Here is a 21,218-nt window from a genome sequence, read left to right on the forward strand (position 1 = left end):
CTTAGGGTGGCGGCATGTCGCCTGTCTCTCTCCTCGTCATCGGCGCCGGCGATCGAGGCACCGGATACGCCACGTGGGCCCTCGGACATCCTGATCGCGCGACCGTCGTCGGCGTGGCCGAGCCACGAGCCGTGCGCCGCGCCCGGCTCGTCGAAGAACACGGCATCGCGCCCGGGAACGCGGTGTCCGACTGGAAGGAGCTCGCCGCTCGCGGCAAGATCGCCGATGCCGTGCTGATCTGCACCCTCGACCGGGAACACGTCGAGCCCACCGAGGCGTTCGCCGCCCTCGGCTACCACATCATGCTGGAAAAGCCGATGGCACTGGACGAAGACTCCTGCCGACGGGTCGTGACCGCAGTCGAGAAGGCCGACGTCATGCTCGCCGTCGGTCATGTCCTGCGCTACACCCCCTACACACGAGCACTCAAAGCCGTCGTCGACTCCGGACGGCTCGGCGACATCGTCAACGTCCAGCACCTGGAGCCGGTCGGCTTCTGGCACCAGGCACACTCGTTCGTCCGCGGCAACTGGCGCCGCAGCGACGAGGCGACGTCCATGCTGATGGCCAAGTCGTGCCACGACCTGGACTGGCTGCAGTACATCCTGGGGCAGTCGCCGAGGCGGGTCTCCAGCTTCGGCCGCCTCTCGCACTTCACCCCGGCCAACCGACCCGCCGGGGCGGCCGACCGGTGCGTGGAGTGCCCGGTCGCGCAGAGCTGTCCGTACTCGGCCACGCACTTCTACGGCGGCATGCTCGACCGCGGTGAACACCGCTGGCCGCTCAGCGTCGTCGTCGACGCCTTCACGCCGCACGCACTCGACCGGGCCCTGCGCACGGGACCCTACGGCCGGTGCGTGTACGCCTGCGACAACGACGTGGTCGACCATCAGGTCGTCGCGATGGAGTTTCCCGACGGAGCCACCGCCACCTTCACCATGACCGCATTCACCGAGGCCGCCCCCCGCAAGACCCGGATCTTCGGCACCCGCGGCGAGTTGTGCGGTGACGGCACGAGCATTCAGGTCCACGACTTCCTGACCCGCAGCACAACGGACGTCACGCCCTCGCGGCAGGGAGAGATGACCGCGGCCGGCGGTCACGGCGGCGGAGACGCGGGGCTCATGGACGCCTTCGTCGGGGCTGTGGCCATGGGAGACCCCACACGGATCAGGTCGGGCCCGCGCGACTCCCTCGCCAGCCACTTGGCGGTTCTCGCCGCGGAGCGAGCACGACGGAACGGCACCGTCGAAATGCTTCCGGCCCAGCGCTGACGGATCCGGAGAACGCCTGGCCTGTTTTCGCCCGATCCGGTCCCGGCCATTGTGAACCGCCCCGGCGCGGGGTGCCCGGGGTGACGGGGAGAAGCCGTGCCGGGTGGTGGGCGTGGGAAGACAATGCGGAGCCCGCACGGTACGCGTAGGACGTGTGTGGTCGGCTGATGCGGGCTCGGCGGGGCCTCTCCGTGTGGCAGGGAACGGCACTTCGCGCGGAGAGCCCCTTTCTTTACATCCCGGACCCGGGCCAGCCTTGTTCGGCACGACAAAGGCCGCATCAGAGATATTTGTCGTAAGTATGAATAACTCAGGCGAAGCGAATGACAGAGTCGTAGATCCCGTACGTCGCCCATCATCAGCGTGAAGGAGACGACGATGAGTGAACCCGGTGGCACCCAGAGCATCCTGGCGCCGGTGAGTGCCCCCTGCATCACCACGGTGGCGGGCCAAGGCAACGGTGAGTACACCGGTGACGGTCACGCCGCCACCGAGGCCGGCCTTTACCACCCCAACACCGTTGCAACGGACGCCTTCGGCAATCTCTACATCGCCGATTCCGAGAACCATCGGGTGCGGAGGGTGGACGCGAGGACCCAGACGATCTCCACCGTCGCCGGCAACGGCAATCAGGAATTCTCCGGCGACGACGGGCCGGCCGTCGACGCCTCCCTCTCCGGTCCCCGCGGCATTGCCGTGGACGCCGAAGGCAATCTCTACATCGCCGACACCGACCACCATCGGGTGCGCAGGGTGGACGCGAAGACGCAGACGATCTCCACCGTCGCCGGTGACGGCAGGGCTGGTTTCGACGGTGACGACAAGGCGGCCGACGAGGCCAGCCTCTATACGCCCTTCGGCGTCGTGGTGGATTCCGGCGGCCATCTCTACATCGCCGACACCGACAATCACCGGGTGCGGAAGGTGGATGCGAAGACGCAGACGATCACCACCGTCGCGGGCAACGGTGACGAGGACTTCTCCGGCGACGACGGGCCGGCCGTTCACGCCGCACTCAATCATCCCCGCGCCGTCGTGGTGGATACCGGCGGCAACCTCTACATCGCCGACACCGACAACGACCGGGTGCGCAGGGTGGACGCGAAGACCCGGACGATCACCACCGTCGTAGGCGACGGCAGTGCCATCTTCTCCGGCGACCACGGGCCGGCCGTCAACGCCGGACTCAACCGTCCCCGCGGTGTCGTGGTGGATTCCGAAGGCAGTCTCTACGTGGCCGACACCCACAACCACCGGGTGCGGAGGGTGGACGGGAAGACGCAGACGATCATCACCTTCGCAGGTGACGGCAGCGCTGATTACGGCGGCGACGGCGGACCGGCCGACAAGGCCGCCCTCAACGGTCCCTGCGGTGCAGCGGTGGGTTCCGACGGAAGCCTGTACATCTCCGACACCCAGAACAACCGGGTGCGGAAGGTGAGTGGCGTTCCCGTCCCCGCCCTGTTCTCGGTGTGGCCGGGGGGCCTGACGACGCTGGAGCGCGGCACCGGCAAGGCCGGCTGGCCCGGCGTGTACGTGAAGGCACTCGGAGGCGGCACGGTTCTCCCGCAGACGGTTCGCGTGACGCTCCCCCCGGGACGGCATCTGCAGTTCTCCGGCAGCGGCAGTTTGATGGTGTTCGGCAAGAAGAAAGACGGCGGCTTCGGGCCCTTGGCCACCTACAGCGGGTCCTTGTCGGACGACAAGCAGACCTTCACCACCCACGGCCCCGTCGACCTGCTCCTGTCGAAAGAAGGCACGACGAACTCCCTGCTGGTCGAGGTGCAAGCCCCTGCCGACGCCGTGCTGGGCGAAGCACGCCTGACCTTCACAGTGGGCGACCACGCTCCGACCTCCGCGCCCGTCGACGTCACGGTCGGGTTCTCGGTGTCACCGGGAGGGCCGACGAAGGTGAAGCGCGGCCAGGACCAGGCGTGGCCGGGCATCTACGTGAAGGCACTCGGAGACGGTGTGCCCCCGCAGAGGGTCAGCGTGCGGCTTCCCGGGGGAAAGGGCCTTCGGTTCTACGGCAGCGGCAACCTGCTCGTGTGGGGTAATGGCCAGCAATTGGCCTCCTACGGCGGGATTTTGTCGGACGACAAGCAGACCTTCACCACCGGCGGCCCCGTCGATCTGCACCTGTCGGGAGCAGGGACGTCGAACTCACTGCTGATCGGGGTGCAGATCCCTGCCGACGCCGAGCTGGGCGAAGCGAAGCCGGCCTTCACGGTCGGCGACAAATCGACTTATGCACCCGTCGAGGTGGTCGCCGAATAGGTCCGGTGGCGGCTGGACCCTTCCGGCCGGAAAGCCGCATGAGAGACCCGCCGCCTCCAGGGCGTCCTTCGCCTCGTTCTCACATCGTTCTTCCGGAGGGAGTACATACACGTGGACTCGGCGGCGGCCCGCCCGCAGGGGCCTCCTCTGGCCGCGCTCACCAAGCCGTGGAGCATGTCCATCGCGGCCCGGGTGTACGGATATCCACCGGCCCACAACGCGGGATCCGAGTGGATGCTGCACTCGATGCTCCGCCCCCTGGCCGAGCGCGGCCACCGGGTGACGGTCTGGCTTTCGCATCCCGGGAGCATCGAGAAGAGCTACGACATCGACGGGGTGCGCGTCGTCCCGTACCAGGAGGGCGCCGACTTCGCCGCCGCCGCACAGAAGGCGGATGTGCTCCTGTCCCACTTCGAGAACGTCCCCCTCGTGTCGGGACTGGCCCGGGCCCGCCGGATTCCCGTGGCCGTGATCTGTCACGACAACTTCGCCACGAGCTTCCACAACGCGGCGGGAGCCGATCTCGTGGTCTACAACAGCGAATGGATCCGGCGGGACGGCGAGATCTTCTACGCCCGGTACCCCCCGGAATTCATGCCCAGGCGCACGGTCGTCGTCCGCCCTCCCGTACTCGCGGAGGACTACCGAACCGAACCGGGCGACCGTGCCACCTTGGTGAACCTCAACCCCGACAAGGGCGGCGACCTCTTCTGGCAGATCGCCGCGTGGACACCGGAGTGGAATTTCCTGGGCGTCCGCGGTGCCTACGGGCAGCAGGTCATGCCGCCTCCTCGGCTGTCCAACTGCGAAGTCGCGGACGGCGTGCCCGGAAACGAAATGCGCACGCACGTCTACAGCCGGTCCCGCGTGATGCTCATGCCCAGTCTGTACGAGTCCTGGGGACGGGTGGCCGTGGAGGCGTTCGCCTCCGGCATCCCGGTGATCGCCCACCCCACCCCCGGGCTGATCGAATCCCTCGGCGAGGCCGGGATCTTCGCCTACCGCGACGACATGGACGCCTGGATCCACGCTCTGATGGGCTTGAAGGACCCGAAGAACTGGGCGAGGGCCTCCCGCCGGGCGAAGGCCCGCTCCGACGAGCTGACCAAGAACCCCGATCTCGACGTCTGGTGCGAATCCATCGAGTCGCTGGGCCGCGAGAGCCGAAGGACGCCCTTCCGCGTAGCGGGCTCGGCGCGCTGACCGTCCGCCCTTCCCGGCGGGACGACCGCCCCATGTGCGATCACTCACGCGACGAATCCCGGAGTGATCACGACAGAAATACGTCGGCGAAACTTCCAACCCCGAACGGGAGGAAAGTCAGTGCCAATCGAATTCAAGCCGGTCACGTTCACGGTGGGCGATACGCCCATGGGCGACAGCCCGTGCAAGCAGACGGTGGGATTCTCGCTCACCGGTACGGTGCGCAAAGTCAAGAACAAGTCCGTCTGGAGTGTGGCGCTTCAGTCGTACTCGCTTGAGGTGCTGTACAACCACACCGTGACCCACTGCATGATGTCGCTCGACCAAGTGGGGTTGAAGATCGTTCCGACCGAGAATCCGGATTACGACGCGGCCGTCGAGCTGACCATCTGGCGCCGTAACCACCCCAACGACGCGAAGGGCGATGTCAACTGGCAATACAGGGGCGCCGTCACAGCGCTGGTCATCGCCGACCTCACCAGTTCCTGACCCCGGGGGCCGGCGGTCCGCGCAGAGGCCGACTCATCGTGTGCCGCTGACCGAAGGCCCTCCTGCCGGTGACCCCGACGGCCGGAGGGCCTTTCGCGTACGGCTGCCGCCGCCCACGACGTGACCACCCGCCGCCACCCGAAACGGCTGCACACCGTCCCAGGAGGAGCTGTGAACATCGCCGTCGCCATGCCCTGGCGGCCCCGGCCCGGCCGCGAGTACGCCTACGACATCAGCGTCGCCCACTGGCGTCGCGCGCTGCCCGCCGCCCCGGTGATCGACGTCGACACCGGCGACGAGCCGTTCAACTCCGCCGCCTGCCGCAACGCGGGCGTGCGCCGTGCCGCGCGGTCCGGCGCCGATGTCGTCGTCATCGCCGACGCCGACACGCTGGTCGAGGAAGGCCCGCTCCACAACGCCATCGAGGGCGCCGCCGGGAGCGGCCTCGTCCATCTGCCGTACACCGAATACCGGTCTCTCGACGCCGACGGCAGCGCGCAGCATCGCGCAGGAGCGGCGCTGTCCGACTGCAGCGCCCTCACGGTCCCGGGGGCGTGCAGCGGCGTCTACGTGACCACTCCGGCGACGTGGTGGGCCCATGGAGGGCAGGACGAGCGCTTCCGCGGCTGGGGTTTCGAGGACGCCGCCTGGGAGGCCGCCCACACCACCCTTCTGGGCGCACCGCCCGTCCGCCACGAAGGCCGCGTCTACGCCCTCCACCACCCGCCGGGGGCCAAGGAAGGGCTGCAGTACGAGGCCAATGCGGCGTTGTGCTACCGCTACCACCAGGCCGCGAGCGACCCCGGCGCCATGCGCGCCCTCGTCGAGGAGCGGGAGGCGTCCTGCTCCCCACCCCGGCCCTGACCACCTGCACCGTCAGGAGGCCCGGCGGGCTCCCGACGACGCGGTGAGCATGATCTCCCTGACCCGGTCGAGGTACTTCGGCACCCCCGCCGTGGCCTCGGGAGTGTCCGGGATGCTGGCCACGACGTCGGCCCGGTCGGGGAACCAGTTGAACCACATCGACACGCCGCTGGCGTTGTCGGGGCCGGTCAGGACCGTCGCGTTCGCGCGCAGGTAGTCGCGGGAGCCCGGAGCGGCGCGGCCGTCCACGTACGACACCATGGGCGGGATCGAGGGGACGTCGCCGCCGTCGAGGAGCAGTTCGAGCGCCCGGTGCAGCGGCACGTCGTATCCGGCGCGGGCCCGCTGGAAGCCTTGTTGCGCAGCGGCTATCGCGTCGGCGAAGGTCGGCGAGGCGGGCAGCCGGAACAGCAGGGGCACCAGGTTGACCAGCCAGCCGTGCACCGGGAGCAGCCGGGGGTAGGCCCTGGTCGACACGGCCGTGAGCACGCGGTAGACGTCGTTGCCCGTGAACTCCCACTGCGCGAGGGCCAGCGCGGCGAAGGCACCCGCGCCGAACCCGCCGCGGTGCCGGGCGCAATGGGCGCGGAACGCGCGTGCCTCGGCGTCCGTGAGCACCGGGTACTGCAGTCGCCTGCCGGGAAGCAGCGCGTCGGCGTCGTTGCCCAGCTCGACGGGGAAGCGGGGGAAGTCACCGTCCCGCACGGCCAGGAACTCCGACCACGCGGCGAGCTCCGGCGCGGCCGCCGTCAGTGACGCGGAGCGTCTCCGCTCGCGGCGGTTGCAGTCCAGGTAGCCGGGTGCCGGCGGCAGGTCGATGGGGGTGCCGCTGCGGGCCGCGTGGTACCGGCTGCAGATCTCGTCGAACAGCAGCGCCAGGGAGTGCCCGTCCGTATAGGCGTGGTCGATAGCGAAGTACACCGTGGACGCCGTGTCCCGGCGGATCACCCCGGCCAGCAGACCCGGCCGGCCCGTCCAGGTCTGCTCGTCCATCCTCCGGTGCACGTAGGCGCGCAGCTCGTCCGTGCTCGTGAGGTCGCCCACGCGCACCGGATGCACGGTGAGGGAACCGGGCGGCAGGCGGAAGCCCGTCAGGTCCTCGCTCTCCGGCTCGTACCAGGTGTGGAACGCCTCGTGGCGGCGTACGAGCCCCTGCCACGCGTCGGTGAGCGCATCGAGATCGGCCCGGCCCGGCAGGTCGAACACCATGGCCACCCAGGGCGACTGCCGTCGTCCGGCAGCGCGGTGGGCGGCCGCCAACCGCAGGTGCGCCTGCTGGAAGTGCGACGCAGGCACGTCGTGCGGTACGGGCGTCCGGTCGGTGGCGAGCTCGAACTCGACCACTTCACCCGGCTCGGGTCGCCAGTCGAGGATCTGGGTCATACGCACGGCAGATTCTCCTCGCCCCATTCTTGAATTCCCCTGTCCACCGACCCGGCGACGCTCTCCCCATGACGCCTCGGTGCGACTCGCCGAAACTATCCGGCCGCGATGAAAGAAAGATGAAACAGGGATGTCCTTGCTGGTCACGCCCATGGGTACGGTGCCGCGGGAAATCAAACCCTTGTTGCCCTTCGGGGGCGCTGCTAGCGTCGGCGCCCGTCATTCGTTCCGCACTGCGGTGATTCGCCGACCGCATCGACGGAGAGGCAATTCATGAACGCACGAACAGAAACCATAAAACCGTCCATGGACTACGCCGCGCTGCGCCGAGACCCGGAATACGCCGAGTTGAACCGCGCACTGCTCGACCTGGTCCCGGTCGGCTCCGGGCCGGCCGTCCTCGACGTGGGATGCGGGGACGGAGCCGTCAGCGAGCAACTGCTGCTGCGCGACCCGGCCATGTCCTTGATCGGCGCCGATCCCGACCCGGCCCTGCTCGACGCGGCACGGGCCCGCCTGGGCGACCGGGCCCGTTTCGTCCTGGGGGACGCGGCCGCCGTCTCCCGGTTGTTCCCGTCGGACGCCTTCGACATCGTCGTGCTGGCCAACTGCATCCATCTCGTTCCGGACCTCGCCGAGGCGCTCGACGCGATCGGGCAGGTCCTCGCCGGCGGCGGGCGTCTGGTGTTCAACTCGGCCTTCTACTCGGGCGCGGAGACGGCGGCCGACCTACCGTTGTACGCCGAGCTGGTCGGCACGGCCCGCCGCGTCGCCCGGACGCGCGGGCTCCCCCTCGCCCGGTCGGCCGCCGGACGGCCCTCGGGGCTGCGCAGGAGCGCCGGGGACTACCGGGCCGCCCTCGACGCGGCCGGATTCACCGGTGTGGACACCACCGAGCGGGAGTTCGCCCTCGGCCCGGACTTCCTCGCCGCCTTGTGCTCGACCCCGATGTTCGCCGCCGCCGCACTCCCCGGGCTCGACCGGCACACCGCCGGGGCACTCCTCGCCGAGACGATGGAAAAACAGTACGAGCGCGCACCGTTCACGATCACGCGGCGCTGCGTGTATTTCTCCGCCGTCCGGCCGTAAGAACCCTCACGAAAGGAATGCACCATGACCGAGGTCATGAACGTCGTCACCCGGGCCATCATCGGTATACGGCCGGACCTGGGAGAGGCGCGAACGGCGATCACCCGTGAATCGGCCCTCTTCTACGCCGCCGACCCCGACCAGCCGGTGCTGGGACTCGATTCCATGGAGGCACTTGAGCTGATCTCCGTGCTGGAGACGGAATTCGGGGTCCAGCTGGCGGACACCGACATCAGGATCTCCGACCTGCGCACGGTCGGAGACGTGGTCGAGGCCATGTCGGGGACAGCGTGATGCACGACGTGGTACGCCGTCGCGTGCTGGTGACCGGCATCGGCGTCGAGTCGTGCGCGGGCGGCACACCGGACGCGTTGTGGGATGCCCTGTCCGCAGGGCGCCCCGCGATCTCGGCACTGGAACTGGAGCAACCGCTGCCGTGCCAGGTCGGAGGCGTGGTCGAGGGGTTCGACCCCCGCGAGCACATGTCCGTCCAGCAGGTCCGCCGCACCTCCCGCTTTCAGCAACTGCTGTTCGCCGCAGCGATGAAGGCACGGGCGGACGCAGGGCTGCGCACGGCGCCGGGCGCGCTGTTCGTCGGCACCGGCGGCGGTGGGCTCGACGAAGCCGCGCGGCTCGTGACCACCCTGCGCCACAGCGGCTGGTCACAGATGAACCGGCTCGGCCTGCTGCGCCTGCTGCCCAACCAGGCCGCCGGGCTCGTCGCCCAGGAACTGGACATCACGGGCCCGGTGCTCACCCTCTCGACCGCCTGCGCGTCCTCGACGGACGCCATCGGAGCGGGCCTGCGCGCGGTGCGCGACGGCACCGCCGACGTGGTCCTCGTCGGCGGTGTGGAGAGCTGGCTGGACCTGCCCTGCCTGGCGTCGTTCTGCCTGCTGGACGCGCTCTCCCAGCGACCCGCGGCGGAGGCGGCGCGCGCGTCCCGGCCGTTCGACCGCGACCGCGACGGCATGGTGCCGGCCGAAGGGGCCGCCGTGCTCGTGCTGGAGTCCGAGCGCTCCGCGCTGCGCCGCGGCGCCACCGTGCACGGCGAGGTGCTCGGCGCCGCAACCACCTGCGACGCCCACCACCCCGTGGCTCCCCGTGCGGACGGCACCGTTGCGGCCAGGACGATCGAGCTGGCCTGCGCGGACGCCGGACTCGACCCCGCCGCCGTGGACCTGGTCAGCGCGCACGGGACGTCGACACCGCTCAACGACCGGGCCGAGACCGCCGCCATCAAGCGCGCGTTCGGCTCCCACGCGCGGCACATGGCGATCACGGCGCCCAAATCGGTCATCGGCCACGCCTGCGGCGCGTGCGGGATCCTGGAGAGCGTCGGCGTGCTGCTCGCCATGCGCGAGAAGTACGTGCCGCCCACGGCGAACCTGGACAACCCGGACCCCGACTGCGACTTGGACTACACCCCGCTCGTGGGCCGGTCCGCCCCGATCAACGTCGCCGTCAAGCAGAACTTCGGATTCGGCGGCCAGAACTCGGCGGTGGTGTTCGGTACCGCCTGATCACTCACCCCTCTCCGGCGGCCGGGGTGCGCGGGCCGCCCGGTAGGTGCGGGCGAGGTGGTCCTGCAGACGGGCGTGGCGGAACTGGTAGACCGCGCCCGCCTGACGGAGGACACCTCGCTCGTACGCGTCCTCCAGAAAGGCGACGAGGGACCACGGCAGCCGGCCGGTCAACGGCAGCCAGATCCGGGAGAAGACCACCCACTGGCCCCAGGCCGTCAGGCTGAGGGAGTAACTGAGGGCACCGCAGAGCCCGCTGATGAGGCCCATCTTGATCGAGGACTCGGCGCTCCACGCGATCGGGCCCAGGAGGGCCGGCAGGAGGCGGATGGCCACCCCGGCTCCGAAGCCGACCAGGAGTCCGAACGTGGGGGCCCAGACGAGCAGTTGCGCGGTGACCGTGCGGCAGTTGGTGCGCAGCAGGCTGGCCGGATTGATGGCGGACCGGATGTCGAGAGGCGTCTCCAGGAGGCCCAGCAGGCCGAAGGCGGGGCCGGCCGCCAGAGTGAACGCGAGCCCGTAGACCATGCCGTCGTAGAGACCGGCGCGCAGGGTCATCGAAAGCCCGAGGTGATAGGCGAAGCCGTCGTGGAACCCGCGGATGAATCCGTAACCGAAGCCGAAGACGAGCCCGACCGCCAATCCGATCAGCAGCCGGAGGAGGGCCCTCCGCACGGCCTTCCCGTCCCTGCCGCCCATTTTCATGCGCACGCCCGACGGCGCCACCGCCGTGTCCTTGGCCGCGACCATGAACCAGTACGTGAATCCGAACATGAGCCCGGCGATGGTCCCCACGGCCAGCCCGTCCGCGAGCTGGAACCCGAGGGTGTCGAAGAGGGTGCCGACGGCGCAGTCGACGAGCCCGGTGGTCAGAGCGATCAGCAGCGCGGTCACCACCGTGCGCGTGGAGCGGCGCAGCCCCGAACCGAGCCGCCACCACTCCAGGTTGGGGGTGTCGAGGCGGGTCAGGTGGTGGGCGAGGTAGCCGAGCCAGTACCGGGCGCGTTCCGGGTCGACGTCGCGGCGCGGACCGCTGCCGGGGTGGTGTTCCGGCCGGGGGCGGTAGACGGTGGCGACGAAGTTGTCGAGGAGGTGCTCCTCCAGCTCCTCCGGGCTGCCGAAACGCCCGGTGTCCAGGAGTGAGACCGGGTCGTGGCCGGGGGTGTCGCTGTAGACGGCGCGGGCGAGCGTCACCATCAGCGGCGTGGTGAGCACCGCGGCGAGGTTGGCGCCGGCCTGGCTGTGCGGTCGCTCGCCCCGGTCTCCCGGCTCGCCCGGCCCATCCGGCACGCCCAGTTCGCTCAGCACGGGGTCCCAGGCCGTCCTCGCGGGGTCCCCGCCGCGGGCCTTGCGCGTGGTGCGCGGCAGGTAGTCGGCCAGGTCGCTCAGGGTGAGATCGGTCAGGCCCACCGCGGCGGCGGAGGTGAGCACGTCGGTCTCGGCCACCGCGGCGGCGTACTCGGACGGCCGGCTCGTCAGCACCAGGGGCAGGGTGGTGGCGTTGAGCGCCTCCAGGGCGGGGCGGCGCAGACCGCCGGCGATCTCGTCGAAGCCGTCCAGCACGGGGAGCACCCGGCCGCTCTCGACCAGTGCGGCGGCCAGGCTCGGCCCGGCGGGTCCCGGGGCGGCGAGACCGGGATGGTCGCGCGTCAGTTGTCTCGCCAGCCAGTCACGGAACGTGAGGGCGGTGGGGTCCCACGAGCCGATGCTGAAGATCACCGGTACGGCGTCGGTGCGGGTCCTCGACTTCAGGTGGTCCAGGACGAACCGCACGGCGAGGACCGTCTTGCCCGATCCTGGCCGGCCCAGCACCACCAGCCGCCCGGACGGGATCCGCCGGTACACGCCGACGATCTCGTCCAGCCGCCCGCCCAGTTCCAGCGGACCGTGCCTGACCCCGGCGGGCAGCCGCCGGATGTTGGCCCAGTGGTCGGTCAGCTCCTCCGGAGCCGCCTGCCAGCGCAGTGGCAACGGGTACGGATCGTGGACCTGCCGGTGCTCCTCCTCGCGTTGCCAGCGGGCGGCCACCGCCTGCGCGAGCTGCTCGCCGACGTCGGCCAGGGCCTCCTGGAGCGCCGAGCCCTGCCGCTCCACGGCCGGTGGGGCGGGAGGGGCGAGCGCGTGGTCCGGCGGGTTCCCCCTGTCGCTCGGGCCGTCCGCCCCGTTCCCGTGCCCGGGCCCGTTCTCCTGCCCGGGCCGGCGGACGGCGGCGGCCAGCAGCTCCTCGCGGTCCTCCGGCGCCAGCCCGAGCGCGTCGGCCAGCAGCCGCACCGTGGTCACCCGGGGGTCGGCGCGCTCGCCGGTCTCCAGCCCCCGGATGGTGCGCACGCCCACTCCGGCGCGTTCCGCCAGGGTCTCCTGGGTCATTCCCGCCTCGCGCCGCAGCCGCCGTAACAGCGCGCTGAACTCACTGGCCACAGGTCACGGCCTCCCCCTCGAATCTGCGTTTCCCCAGGTGGGGGACTCTAGCGCGGCCACCGGCCGGATACGGCCGGTCGTTTGGCCTGTCCGCCGGCCGCCGCCGGGGCCAGCGTCGACGGCAACCACCCGCCGGAAGCAGCCCGAAGCCCGGGAGCCATGATGCCGATCACCGCAACCACCGCAACCACCGGCCGGCCGACCGTCACCACGCTCAGGCACCAGGAGCGCGAGGTGCTCTACGCGGTCGGCTGCGGCCTGAGGGACGACGAGATCGCCGCCGCACTCGCCATACCCGAGGAGGCCGTGGCCGGACACCTCGCGAGGGTCCTCGCCGTTCTCGGACTCCGTGACCGGGCCGCCGCCATCGTCCACGCCTTCGACTGCGGCCTGGTGGCCCCCGGCCACGGCCCGCGCAGGCAGGAGCCGAGCCCCGCGCCACGGGCCGCCGTCCGCCGGACGGCCGGGCCGAGGCTGCAGATCTCGGTGCTCGGACCGCTGCAGGCGTGGCGCGACGGGAGGCCCGTGGACCTGGGGCACCTCCGCCAGCAGGCCGTACTGGCGGCGCTGGCGCTGTGCCTGGGCCGGACGGTCAGTCAACAGGAGCTCCTCGACGGGGTGTGGGGGATGGAGCCACCGGTCACGAAGGTGGTGCCGGTGTACATCTACCGATTGCGCAAGGCCCTGCGCACCGGGGACAGTCCGAACTCGGTCATCGAGCGCGACCGGTGCGGCTACCGGCTGGCCCCCGGCACGGTCGCGGTGGACGTGGCGCGCATGGAGGAGCTGGTCACCGCCGCCGGGAAGGCCGAGCGGGCGGGTGACCTGGCCGAGGCGGTCCGTGCGTGCTCCCGGGCGCTGGACCTGTTCCGCGGGGAGCTCCTGGCCGGCCTTCCCGGGCCGTTCGCCGAGCTGGAGCGGCTGCGGCTCACCGAGCGGAGGATCGCCGTCGTGCAGCGGAAGCTGCAGTGGCAGCTGAGGCTGGGCCGGCACACCGAGGCGATCGCCGAGCTGTTCGCTCTGGCCGGGGAGCACCCCCTGAACGAGCCGGTCGCCGCGATGCTGATGCGCGCGCTGCACCGGAGCGGCCGGCCGGCCGACGCCCTGATCGTGTTCGAACGCACCCGCCGCCGGCTGGCCGACGAGCTGGGGGTGCCGCCCAGCCGGATGCTGCGGCAGACGCACCACATGATCCTCACCGGAACGACGCCGTGACGGGACCGACGCGGCCCACGCGGGGCGAAGAGCTCCTGCTGGCGAAGATCTCGGCAGCGGCCGGCCGCGCGTACCTCGGCAAGCGGCGCGCCACCTACACGGCCGTCGGGTACACGGCCCCCGCGCATGCCGTGCCGGTCAGGGGGATCGGCTCGCTGCTGGCCTTCGTCCTGTACGGCCGGCCTTCCGCCCCGCAGACGCGCCGGGACGCGCGACTGGACCTGTACGAGCACGGAATGACGGTGGCCCTCAAAGGGCGGATCCACGTCGTCCGCTACGACGCCACGTCCGTGTTCGAGGAAGGCGTCGCGGAACCGTACGACCCGGCCCGCGCCGGCACCACCTGCACGATCAGCGATGCCGACGGGAGACGGATCACGCTGCACGCCGGGCCGGAGCGCGGCGGCGCGGAGGACGCGGAGGAATGGTGGCCCGGGATCCGGCGGGCCGTCACCCGCGCCCGACTGCCCCGGGCGCTGGCCGCGCTCGCCGGGGGCGAGCGACTGACCTTCGGGGACATCTGGCTGACGGGGGAGGGGGTCGGGTCCGGCAGGGTGTCCGCGCGGTGGCCGCAGGTGCAGCAGGCCGGGATCCGCAAGGGGGCCGTCGGGCTGGACATCGCCGGGACATGGCACCGGCTGGGTCCTGCGGCGTCCGAGGTCCCGAACCTCTTCGTCTTCTGCGCACTCGTGGAGCGCCTTCGAACGGACGGCATCCGCTGACGTGCGCCGGTCCCGGGCACCTCTGCAGTGACGAGCGGGCCGCCGTGCCCGTCGTTTCATCGTCGTGTCACCGGCCGTGGCTAACGTCGGGCCCGGCCACGGCAGTTGAGCTGCACGCCTGCCGGTCACCGATGACCACCTCACACGAAGGAGAAGCAGAACGATGAACCTGGCCCGCAGATGGAAGAAGGCGATCGGCGCCGTCGGTGCCGTGACGGCCATGGTGGCCGTCACCGCCATCGCCCCCACCGTCGCCCACGCCGACCCGGTGCACCACTACTACCTGGAGGTCGGCGGCACGGGCTCGGCGGCGCCCGCACCCGACTGCACCAGCACCTACGCCCTCGCCAACAAGCACCTGAACGGCGGCATCCCCGTGCCGGTCTGCTACCCGGCGAGCGCCGGCCCCTGGCTCAACGGCCACAACGTCCCGGACCCGACCGCACCGAGCTTCGACGCCAGCGTGCGCGAGGGGTACCGCAACCTGCTGACCACCGCCCAGGAAACGCACCGTCGCGACCCCACCGCCCGCCTCACGATCGTCGGCTACTCCCAAGGCGCACATGTGGCCGACCTGGTGCTCCAGAAGATCGCCGAAGGCGCCACCGGCATTCCCCGCTCGCAGGTGAACGGCATGCTGTACTCCGACCCCCTGCAGCCCGGAACCGGCATCTGGTCCCAGCTGCCGAAGGGGTGGAGCGCCCTGGGGTTCACTTCCCCCGGCGCCGGCCCGGCGAAGTTCGACGGCGTACCGGTGCAACGCTTCTGCATCCGCACCGACGGGGTGTGCGACGCGACCTCGGTGCGGTCCGTCCTCGGCTTCCTGAACCAGCACCCCAAGTACTGGCAGGAAGGCAACGTCATGGCGCAGACCATAGGCCACGACGGGGGTGATGGAGTCGTCTGGTACGACTCCTGATCCTTTCGCCGGCCCGGCCGGGGGGTGTCACCCTGCGTCGGGCTCCTCGAGTGGTGTGCGGCGGCGGACCTGGTCCTCCTGGGCGAGCCGCCGCAGGAGTTCGAGCAGGGGGCCGGCGAGGGCCAGGACGATGACCGCCTGTTCGGCCAGGGCCGGCGAATCGTCGAAGGCGGCCGCGCGCTCCAGGTCCAGGCGGGCGACCGCGTGGGCCAGTTCCGCGTAGGCCACGAGTCTCTCCGGCTGGTAGTTCATGTCGAGCCGCCGGAGCTCCCTCAGGGCCGCCGTCAGTCCCTGGACGTGGGGCGAGGTGGTGGGGACCTGCCAGTTCATGGCCGCGATCAGGTTCGCCACGTCCGTTTCCGCGGCCGATTCCGCTTCCGCCGCCTGGTCGGCGTCGCCGACCGGGGCCTGGGCGACGGGCACCGGCAGGGCGTAGCTGATGGCTTTGAGGGTGCCGTCGGTGCTGTCGGCCCGGTCGACCGCCGCCAGCACGTCGCGGGTGGCGGCGATGGACAGCCCGCCGAGCGTGGTCAGCGCCTTGATCAGCCGCAGGCGCTGGGCGTGCTCCTCCCCGTACTCGGCCAGCGTCGCCGCCGTCGCCCGCCCGGCGGGGAGCAGGCCCTCGCGCCGGAAGTACTTGATGCTGGCGACCGGCACACCGGTCGTGCGGCTGAGCTCCGAGATCTTCATGCGGCTTCCTCGACTGGTGGTGCGGCCGGGCATCCGTCGGGCAACTGGACACCTCAACCCGATACTGTCACTATCTAGCTTCTGGATACCTTCAATATCTAGTTACGCAGTGTCATCGCACCGGAGCGTTCATGCCTTCCCCTCAGCCCTCCTCCGTACTCCGCAGCCCGCGGCTGTGGATCGGCACGGGACTCATCGTCGCAGTGGTCGCCACCCTGTTCGCCCTGCTCTACGTCGGCGGCAACGTCAACCCCAAGGGCAACCTGCGCGACCTTCCCGTCGCCCTGGTCAACAGTGACAAGGGCGGCACCGACGCCGGCGGCAAGAAGATCAACCTCGGCGACCAGGTCGTCTCCGGGATCAAGAAGTCCGCCGAGGGCGACGACAGCTTCGACTGGCAGGTGCTCAGCCGGCAGGAGGCCGACAAGAAGCTGGGCCAGGGCAAGCTCTTCGGCGCCCTCGTCGTGCCGGAGAACTTCACCGCCGCGGTGTCGGGGCTGACCAGTCCGCGACAGGCGGAGGCCGCCCGGCCCGCCGTGACCGTGCTGACCAACCAGTCGGCCGGCAGCATCGGCTCCTCCATGGCCAGCCAGGCCAACCAGAAGGCCGCCCACGCCGCCTCCGCCCAGCTCGGCAAGGAACTCCTCGGCCGCGCGAAGAGCCAGGGGGCCAAGCTCGCCCCGGCCGCCCAGCTGATGCTCGCCGACCCCGTGACCGTCCAGGTCGCCGACGGCCACCCGCTCGACTCGCACAGCGCCATGGGCCTGAGCGCCTTCTACTACGCGCTCGTCCTGGTCGTCTGCGGCATGCTCGGCGCCAACGCGATCAGCTCCCAGGTCGACACCGCACTCGGCTACGTGCACACCGACTTCGGCCCCTTCCGTCAGCGCATGCCCCTCCGGCACACCAGCCGGGTGCGCACGCTGGCCATCGGCACCGTCCTGATGCTCGGCCTCTCCGTGGTCATGGGCTCCCTCGTCGAGCTGGCCACGGTCGGCATCCTCGGCATGGACGCCTCCCACCTCGGCCTGCTGTGGCTCTACTCCGTGGGCACCATCGCGGCCGTCGGTGTGAGCGCCCTGGCCCTGCTCGCCGTCTTCGGCACGCCCGGCATGGTGCTCTCGGCCATCATCTTCGTGGCCATGGCCGTCCCCTCCTCGGGGGCGACCGTGCCGCTGGAGGCGCTGCCCGGCTTCTTCCGCGTCCTCTCGGAGTTCGAGCCGCTGCGCCAGATCACCGGTGGCCTGCGCGCCATCCTCTACTACGACGCACAGGCCGACGCCGGGCTTGCCCGCGCCTGGGTGGCCATGGGCACCGCTCTGGTCACCGGAGCCCTCTTCGGCTTCGGCGTCACCCGCCTCTACGACCGCAAGGGCCTGCACCGCGTCCCCCGCCCTGCTGAAGCGGCCGAAGAGGCCGAAGAGGCCGAGTCCGCCGACGACGTACCGGCGGCTGCGACGGCCTGATCAGGCCCGACGACACGAAAGAAGCCCCCGACCGGCGGGAAACGCCGGTCGGGGGCTTCTTTTTCTGTTCGGAGGCCGGTTCGACCTCTGTCAGGGAATTCACTCGGAATAACCTCCTCCGGTCCCCTTGGTTGCAGGTTATTGCCAATCTGCAGTGGGTGGACATATCGGTTTTTGTTGGATCATTGATCGACCAATGGGGCCCAGGAAAACCTGGCCCGTCGATTTGCCTTGGGGTAGCGTTCAGTTCCGAGCAAACGTCTCGCGGCGCCTTTCTTGCCTGTACGGGGGAGTGTGGGGAAACGTGAAGCTGCCTGGTGAACGGGCGAGTTGCAGGGCCTGTGGCGAGTAGTAAAAGAGTGCTTGACGAACCTGTCGGTTCGGGAAAACCTCCCACCGTGCCGAATTGAGACGTGGCGGCCGAAGAGCAGAATCTGCCATGTCTTCTTCGAATCGAAGTGACAGTAAAGAGAACGCGAGACGCCAGGGCTTTCCCGTGTTTCGTGCGCTGCTCTTTCGTTGACCTTCTGTGCCTGGAGAGGGCCGCATGAAATTTTCGCCCCAAACGTATCGGAACGAATTCGTCGCCGCCTGCCTGTCCGGGCTGCCGGAGAGCGCACGGGACTGGTTCCGGCGCCTGGACGACCTCGCGGACGGCCTGATCGCCGCCGGGGCCGCCGACGCCGACACCACCGGTGAGCCCCCGCTCCGGTCGCTCGAAGCGCTCGGCGACCTCGGGGCACTGGGAGTGCAGGTGCCCGAGGAGTACGGCGGGCTCGGCTTCGGTGACGCGGCGGCCTGCCTGGTCGTCGAACGGGTGGCACAGTCCTGCGCCTCCACCGCCGCCGTCCTGATGTTCCACTACCAGGTCGTGCGCCGGACTCTCACCTTCGGTGCCGGTCCGTGGCGCGACGACGACCTGCGGGGGTTCGCCACCGGATCGCTCATCGGGGCGAGCGCCTGGACCGAGAAGGCCACGACGAAGAACAAGGAGAACCTGCAGACGCGGCTGTCCTCCCACGACTCCCGCAGTCCCGCAGGCTCCCCCGGCGACGACCGGTTGCTGCTGGAGGGGGAGAAGACCTTCTGCACCGGCCTCGCCACCGCCGGCGTGGTGCACGTCCTCGCCGACACCCATCTGAACGGCGAACGGCAGGGCCCCACGTTCGTCCGGGTCGACACCAAGGACCCGCGCGTCCGGATATCGGCCCCCTACCCGCTGCTCGGCCTGCGGGCATCGGGGACGGCCTCGGTCGAGTTCGACGGCGTCGAACTCACCGTTGCGGACCTGGTCGGGGAGGCGGGCAGCGGCCGGCAGCTGATGGGCCGCAACCACGAGGTCTGCCTCAACCCCGGTCTGCTCGCCCTGGGTGCGGCCGCCGGCGCCTTCGAGGACGCCTGCCTGATGGCGACCGGGCGGCTGCCGGAGACCCAGCCCCGCACCGGTGCCGAGCACGTGCGAGCGGCCCTGGCCGACACCCTGGTGCGCGTCGAGACCAGCTACGCCTACGCCGCACTGGCCGTGGCGGGCAGCGGTCCGGGCGCGTCCCCGGTGACCTCCAGCAAGTTCAAGCTGCAGTCCTCCGCGGCGGCGGAGGAGATCACCGCCGCGCTCCTGCACACGGTCGGATCCCGCGGCTTCCTGGCGTCGTTCCCTCTGGAACGCCGCCTCCGGGACGCCAGGGCCACCGCCCTGATGGGCCCGTCCAACGAACTGATCCGGGACCGGATCACCGACCACCTGCTCACCACCGACGCTCTGCCGGAGGCGGAACATGACCAGCGCTGACCAGATGCGACGGCATCGACGGCCGGCCACCATCGGCGCGGGCTACCTGCACCACTGCATTCCGGGCCACCAGAAGTACTTCGAGCGGCTGATGGAGCTCGACGCCCGGGTCGACATGGTCGAGTACCTCGCGGCGCACTTCGCCACCGACCCCGACTACCTGGGGGAGATCAACGCCTCCACCGCCGGCCTGCCGTCGACGCTGCACAGCTACGAGTACATGCTCGGCTCCGTCGACGACCCGGACCCGGAGACGGTCCGCCGGCTGCAGCGGATGGCAGAGGTCTCCAACTGCCGCTGGATCGGCGAGCACGTCGGCATGGTGGGCACCCGGGACACCTATACGGGAACGTTCATGCAGCCGATGGGGACCGATGAGCAGACCCAGGTGTTCATCGACAACCTGCGGGCCGCCAACGCGGAATCATCCGTTCCGCTGATCATCGAGAACCAGCCGATGCTGTTCAACCAGATCGGTCCGCGCAGCGTGTGCCAGCAGGTCGCCGACATCGCGGTCGGCGCGGACGCCGGCATCCTGCTCAGCCTCTCCAACCTCGTGATCTCCGACGACTACCACCCCGTCGACTGGGAGAGCGAACTGAGCCGCATCCCGCTGGACCGCGTCTGGCAGGTGCACCTCCCGCTCCCCAACGAGAAGGAGCTCGCCGAGCCGGAATACGCCCGGTTCCGCAGGAACGAGAAATGGCACTTCTCCACCCTGGAGCGGCTCTTCAAGGAGAAAGACTTCCGGCCCTCCGCCGTGATCCTCGAAGTCGAGGCCAGCGGCACTCCGTCCCGCCCGGCACCGGAACGGACCAAGGAGCGCCTGGAATGGGTCCGTGAACTCATGGCTCCGCAGATCGAGGCAGAGGAGAAGGCGCGATGAGCCTGGCAGGACTCCAGCAGCTGCTGACCCGTTCGGTGCGGGACGGCGACTTCCGTCGCTCCGTCCTGCAGCCGGACGGCCTGGAGCGGGCCGCCGCCGAACTCGGCCTCACCGAGGCGGAGAAGACGCAGTTCGCGAGCATCGACCCGGACTATCTCGAAGGCGTCGCCACGCTCGTCATCAAACAGCGCATCGTCCGCCGCGAAGCGGAATTCGGGCTCTTCCTCAACGCGTTGTTCCGCTACACGCCGCGAGGGAAGTTCTTCCAGGCGTACCACCAGGCGGTCTCCGTCGGGCAGTTCGGGCGCATGGAAGAACTCCGCCGGTTCGTCGACTTCTCCTTCGACTACGTCGTCGAGAGGTCGCTGCCGGAATACCTGGTGGACCTCCTCCGGTTCTGCAGCCACGTCTGCGAGCTGGCCGAGACCCCCAAGGTGTTCCCGGACGAGCCGGAAGGCGCCCTGCGGGCCGGCAGCACCCTCGTGCTGCGCAAGCCCCACGCGGTCGTCCAGTTCCGCTACGACGTGCTGCGGCTGGCGAAGGAGGACGAGGAGTACGGCGCCGACCCGCAGCCCCGCCCCACGACGCTGCTGCTCCAGCGGGACTGGCGGCAGCCCAAGCGCTCCCGGGCCTTCGACCTGAGCGAGCACCCGCTCCTGGCGGCCCTGACCAGGGGGCCCCTGACAGTGCTGGACGCCGGAGGGGTGCTGCCCCACTTCACCCACGGGTTCGTCAAGGAACTCGTGGAGAGCCTGCACGACCGGCAGATCGTGCACCTGATGCTTCCCTCCGAGCTGGCGGCCTACGGCGGCGACGGCCCGGTGGGGACGCCCGAAGAAACCTGACCACAGGAGGTGAGCGCCACCATCTCGCGCGTGTACGGAAAAGCCAATGGCTTGGCTGAGCTGCACCCCGCAGCCCGCCAGATCGCACAAGCGGAACGAAATGAGGAGCCTTACATGAGCACCACCAACGTCGACCTTGACTTCGGCCCCGGCACGGTTGTCGCCA

The 21,218-nt window shown here is 70.3% G+C and carries 18 protein-coding genes; 15 read left to right on the forward strand and 3 right to left on the reverse strand.

Annotated elements, in window-relative coordinates; genetic code table 11:
- Window positions 1–14: 14 nt before the first annotated feature.
- The 5 genes from IE182_RS00100 (at window position 15) to IE182_RS00120 (ending at window position 6,107) form a co-directional block, all read left to right on the forward strand.
- Window positions 15–1,274, forward strand: coding sequence for a Gfo/Idh/MocA family protein (locus IE182_RS00100; RefSeq protein WP_190107490.1), 1,260 nt, complete (start codon window positions 15–17; stop codon window positions 1,272–1,274).
- 363 nt (window positions 1,275–1,637) lie between these two features.
- On the forward strand, window positions 1,638–3,551 hold the full coding sequence (locus IE182_RS00105; protein ID WP_190107491.1) for an NHL repeat-containing protein: 1,914 nt from the start codon (window positions 1,638–1,640) through the stop codon (window positions 3,549–3,551).
- A gap of 174 nt (window positions 3,552–3,725) precedes the next feature.
- Complete coding sequence (locus IE182_RS00110) at window positions 3,726–4,754, forward strand: glycosyltransferase family 4 protein (RefSeq protein ID WP_190107920.1); 1,029 nt, start codon at window positions 3,726–3,728, stop codon at window positions 4,752–4,754.
- A 120-nt stretch (window positions 4,755–4,874) separates the two neighbouring features.
- On the forward strand, window positions 4,875–5,243 hold the full coding sequence (locus tag IE182_RS00115) for a hypothetical protein (protein WP_190107492.1): 369 nt from the start codon (window positions 4,875–4,877) through the stop codon (window positions 5,241–5,243).
- A gap of 171 nt (window positions 5,244–5,414) precedes the next feature.
- Complete coding sequence (locus tag IE182_RS00120; RefSeq protein ID WP_190107493.1) at window positions 5,415–6,107, forward strand: glycosyltransferase family 2 protein; 693 nt, start codon at window positions 5,415–5,417, stop codon at window positions 6,105–6,107.
- 12 nt (window positions 6,108–6,119) lie between these two features.
- Here the strand turns inward: IE182_RS00120 and IE182_RS00125 are convergent, their stop codons facing one another.
- A complete protein-coding gene (locus IE182_RS00125) occupies window positions 6,120–7,490 on the reverse strand; it encodes a condensation domain-containing protein (RefSeq protein WP_229844519.1) in 1,371 nt (456 codons plus the stop codon).
- A gap of 273 nt (window positions 7,491–7,763) precedes the next feature.
- Here IE182_RS00125 and IE182_RS00130 point away from each other — a divergent pair, with 273 nt between their 5' ends.
- From IE182_RS00130 to IE182_RS00140, 3 genes are read left to right on the forward strand one after another with little or no spacing between them, the layout of a single operon-like run.
- The gene (locus tag IE182_RS00130) at window positions 7,764–8,579 is read left to right on the forward strand and encodes a class I SAM-dependent methyltransferase (protein WP_190107495.1); all 816 of its coding nucleotides are present in this window, start codon (window positions 7,764–7,766) and stop codon (window positions 8,577–8,579) included.
- Between the two features lie 24 nt (window positions 8,580–8,603).
- Entirely contained in the window at window positions 8,604–8,873 is a 270-nt protein-coding gene (locus tag IE182_RS00135; RefSeq protein WP_190107496.1) for an acyl carrier protein, read from the forward strand.
- Window positions 8,873–10,102, forward strand: a complete 1,230-nt coding sequence (locus IE182_RS00140) for a beta-ketoacyl-[acyl-carrier-protein] synthase family protein (RefSeq protein ID WP_190107497.1) — start codon at window positions 8,873–8,875, stop codon at window positions 10,100–10,102. The genes IE182_RS00135 and IE182_RS00140 overlap by 1 nt, the downstream gene beginning before the upstream one ends.
- On the opposite strand, the gene IE182_RS00145 is transcribed toward IE182_RS00140, so the two are convergent.
- Window positions 10,103–12,520, reverse strand: a complete 2,418-nt coding sequence (locus IE182_RS00145) for a helix-turn-helix domain-containing protein (protein ID WP_190107498.1) — start codon at window positions 12,518–12,520, stop codon at window positions 10,103–10,105.
- A 162-nt stretch (window positions 12,521–12,682) separates the two neighbouring features.
- Between IE182_RS00145 and IE182_RS00150 the strand changes: the two genes are divergently transcribed.
- From IE182_RS00150 to IE182_RS00160, 3 genes are all read left to right on the forward strand, one after another.
- Window positions 12,683–13,735, forward strand: coding sequence for an AfsR/SARP family transcriptional regulator (locus tag IE182_RS00150; RefSeq protein WP_190107499.1), 1,053 nt, complete (start codon window positions 12,683–12,685; stop codon window positions 13,733–13,735).
- On the forward strand, window positions 13,732–14,457 hold the full coding sequence (locus IE182_RS00155; protein WP_229844476.1) for a DUF6585 family protein: 726 nt from the start codon (window positions 13,732–13,734) through the stop codon (window positions 14,455–14,457). Before IE182_RS00150 ends, IE182_RS00155 begins: the two co-directional genes overlap by 4 nt.
- A gap of 163 nt (window positions 14,458–14,620) precedes the next feature.
- Window positions 14,621–15,376 (forward strand): PE-PPE domain-containing protein, encoded by a 756-nt coding sequence (locus IE182_RS00160; protein ID WP_190107500.1) that lies wholly within the window; start codon window positions 14,621–14,623, stop codon window positions 15,374–15,376.
- Window positions 15,377–15,403: 27 nt separating this feature from the next.
- On the opposite strand, the gene IE182_RS00165 is transcribed toward IE182_RS00160, so the two are convergent.
- Window positions 15,404–16,066: a MerR family transcriptional regulator gene (locus IE182_RS00165; protein WP_190107501.1), complete on the reverse strand. Its 663-nt coding sequence runs from the start codon at window positions 16,064–16,066 to the stop codon at window positions 15,404–15,406.
- 131 nt (window positions 16,067–16,197) lie between these two features.
- On the opposite strand from IE182_RS00165, the gene IE182_RS00170 reads away from it, so the two are divergent.
- The 4 genes from IE182_RS00170 to IE182_RS00185 all read left to right on the forward strand — a co-directional run bounded on the left by IE182_RS00170 (window position 16,198) and on the right by IE182_RS00185 (window position 21,052).
- Window positions 16,198–17,532 (forward strand): YhgE/Pip domain-containing protein, encoded by a 1,335-nt coding sequence (locus IE182_RS00170; protein WP_190107502.1) that lies wholly within the window; start codon window positions 16,198–16,200, stop codon window positions 17,530–17,532.
- Between the two features lie 547 nt (window positions 17,533–18,079).
- Window positions 18,080–19,321 (forward strand): acyl-CoA dehydrogenase family protein, encoded by a 1,242-nt coding sequence (locus IE182_RS00175; protein ID WP_190107503.1) that lies wholly within the window; start codon window positions 18,080–18,082, stop codon window positions 19,319–19,321.
- Window positions 19,308–20,207 carry a multinuclear nonheme iron-dependent oxidase gene (locus IE182_RS00180; RefSeq protein ID WP_190107504.1) on the forward strand — a complete coding sequence of 300 codons (900 nt, stop codon included), beginning with the start codon at window positions 19,308–19,310 and terminating at the stop codon, window positions 20,205–20,207. Before IE182_RS00175 ends, IE182_RS00180 begins: the two co-directional genes overlap by 14 nt.
- A complete protein-coding gene (locus IE182_RS00185) occupies window positions 20,204–21,052 on the forward strand; it encodes a hypothetical protein (protein ID WP_190107505.1) in 849 nt (282 codons plus the stop codon). Before IE182_RS00180 ends, IE182_RS00185 begins: the two co-directional genes overlap by 4 nt.
- Window positions 21,053–21,218 lie beyond the last annotated feature (166 nt).

The sequence above is a fragment of the Streptomyces cinnamoneus genome (assembly GCF_014650495.1).
Taxonomy (GTDB): domain Bacteria; phylum Actinomycetota; class Actinomycetes; order Streptomycetales; family Streptomycetaceae; genus Streptomyces; species Streptomyces cinnamoneus.

Bases quoted from the DNA above. Each gene is read 5' to 3' on its own strand.
- IE182_RS00100 (WP_190107490.1), top strand. From the start codon at position 15: ATGTCGCCTGTCTCTCTCCTCGTCATCGGCGCCGGCGATCGAGGCACC.
- IE182_RS00110 (WP_190107920.1), top strand. From the start codon at position 3,726: ATGTCCATCGCGGCCCGGGTGTACGGATATCCACCGGCCCACAACGCG.
- IE182_RS00125 (WP_229844519.1), bottom strand. From the start codon at position 7,490: ATGACCCAGATCCTCGACTGGCGACCCGAGCCGGGTGAAGTGGTCGAG.
- IE182_RS00130 (WP_190107495.1), top strand. From the start codon at position 7,764: ATGAACGCACGAACAGAAACCATAAAACCGTCCATGGACTACGCCGCG.
- IE182_RS00135 (WP_190107496.1), top strand. From the start codon at position 8,604: ATGACCGAGGTCATGAACGTCGTCACCCGGGCCATCATCGGTATACGG.
- IE182_RS00140 (WP_190107497.1), top strand. From the start codon at position 8,873: ATGCACGACGTGGTACGCCGTCGCGTGCTGGTGACCGGCATCGGCGTC.
- IE182_RS00150 (WP_190107499.1), top strand. From the start codon at position 12,683: ATGCCGATCACCGCAACCACCGCAACCACCGGCCGGCCGACCGTCACC.
- IE182_RS00160 (WP_190107500.1), top strand. From the start codon at position 14,621: ATGAACCTGGCCCGCAGATGGAAGAAGGCGATCGGCGCCGTCGGTGCC.
- IE182_RS00165 (WP_190107501.1), bottom strand. From the start codon at position 16,066: ATGAAGATCTCGGAGCTCAGCCGCACGACCGGTGTGCCGGTCGCCAGC.
- IE182_RS00170 (WP_190107502.1), top strand. From the start codon at position 16,198: ATGCCTTCCCCTCAGCCCTCCTCCGTACTCCGCAGCCCGCGGCTGTGG.
- IE182_RS00175 (WP_190107503.1), top strand. From the start codon at position 18,080: ATGAAATTTTCGCCCCAAACGTATCGGAACGAATTCGTCGCCGCCTGC.
- IE182_RS00180 (WP_190107504.1), top strand. From the start codon at position 19,308: ATGACCAGCGCTGACCAGATGCGACGGCATCGACGGCCGGCCACCATC.
- IE182_RS00185 (WP_190107505.1), top strand. From the start codon at position 20,204: ATGAGCCTGGCAGGACTCCAGCAGCTGCTGACCCGTTCGGTGCGGGAC.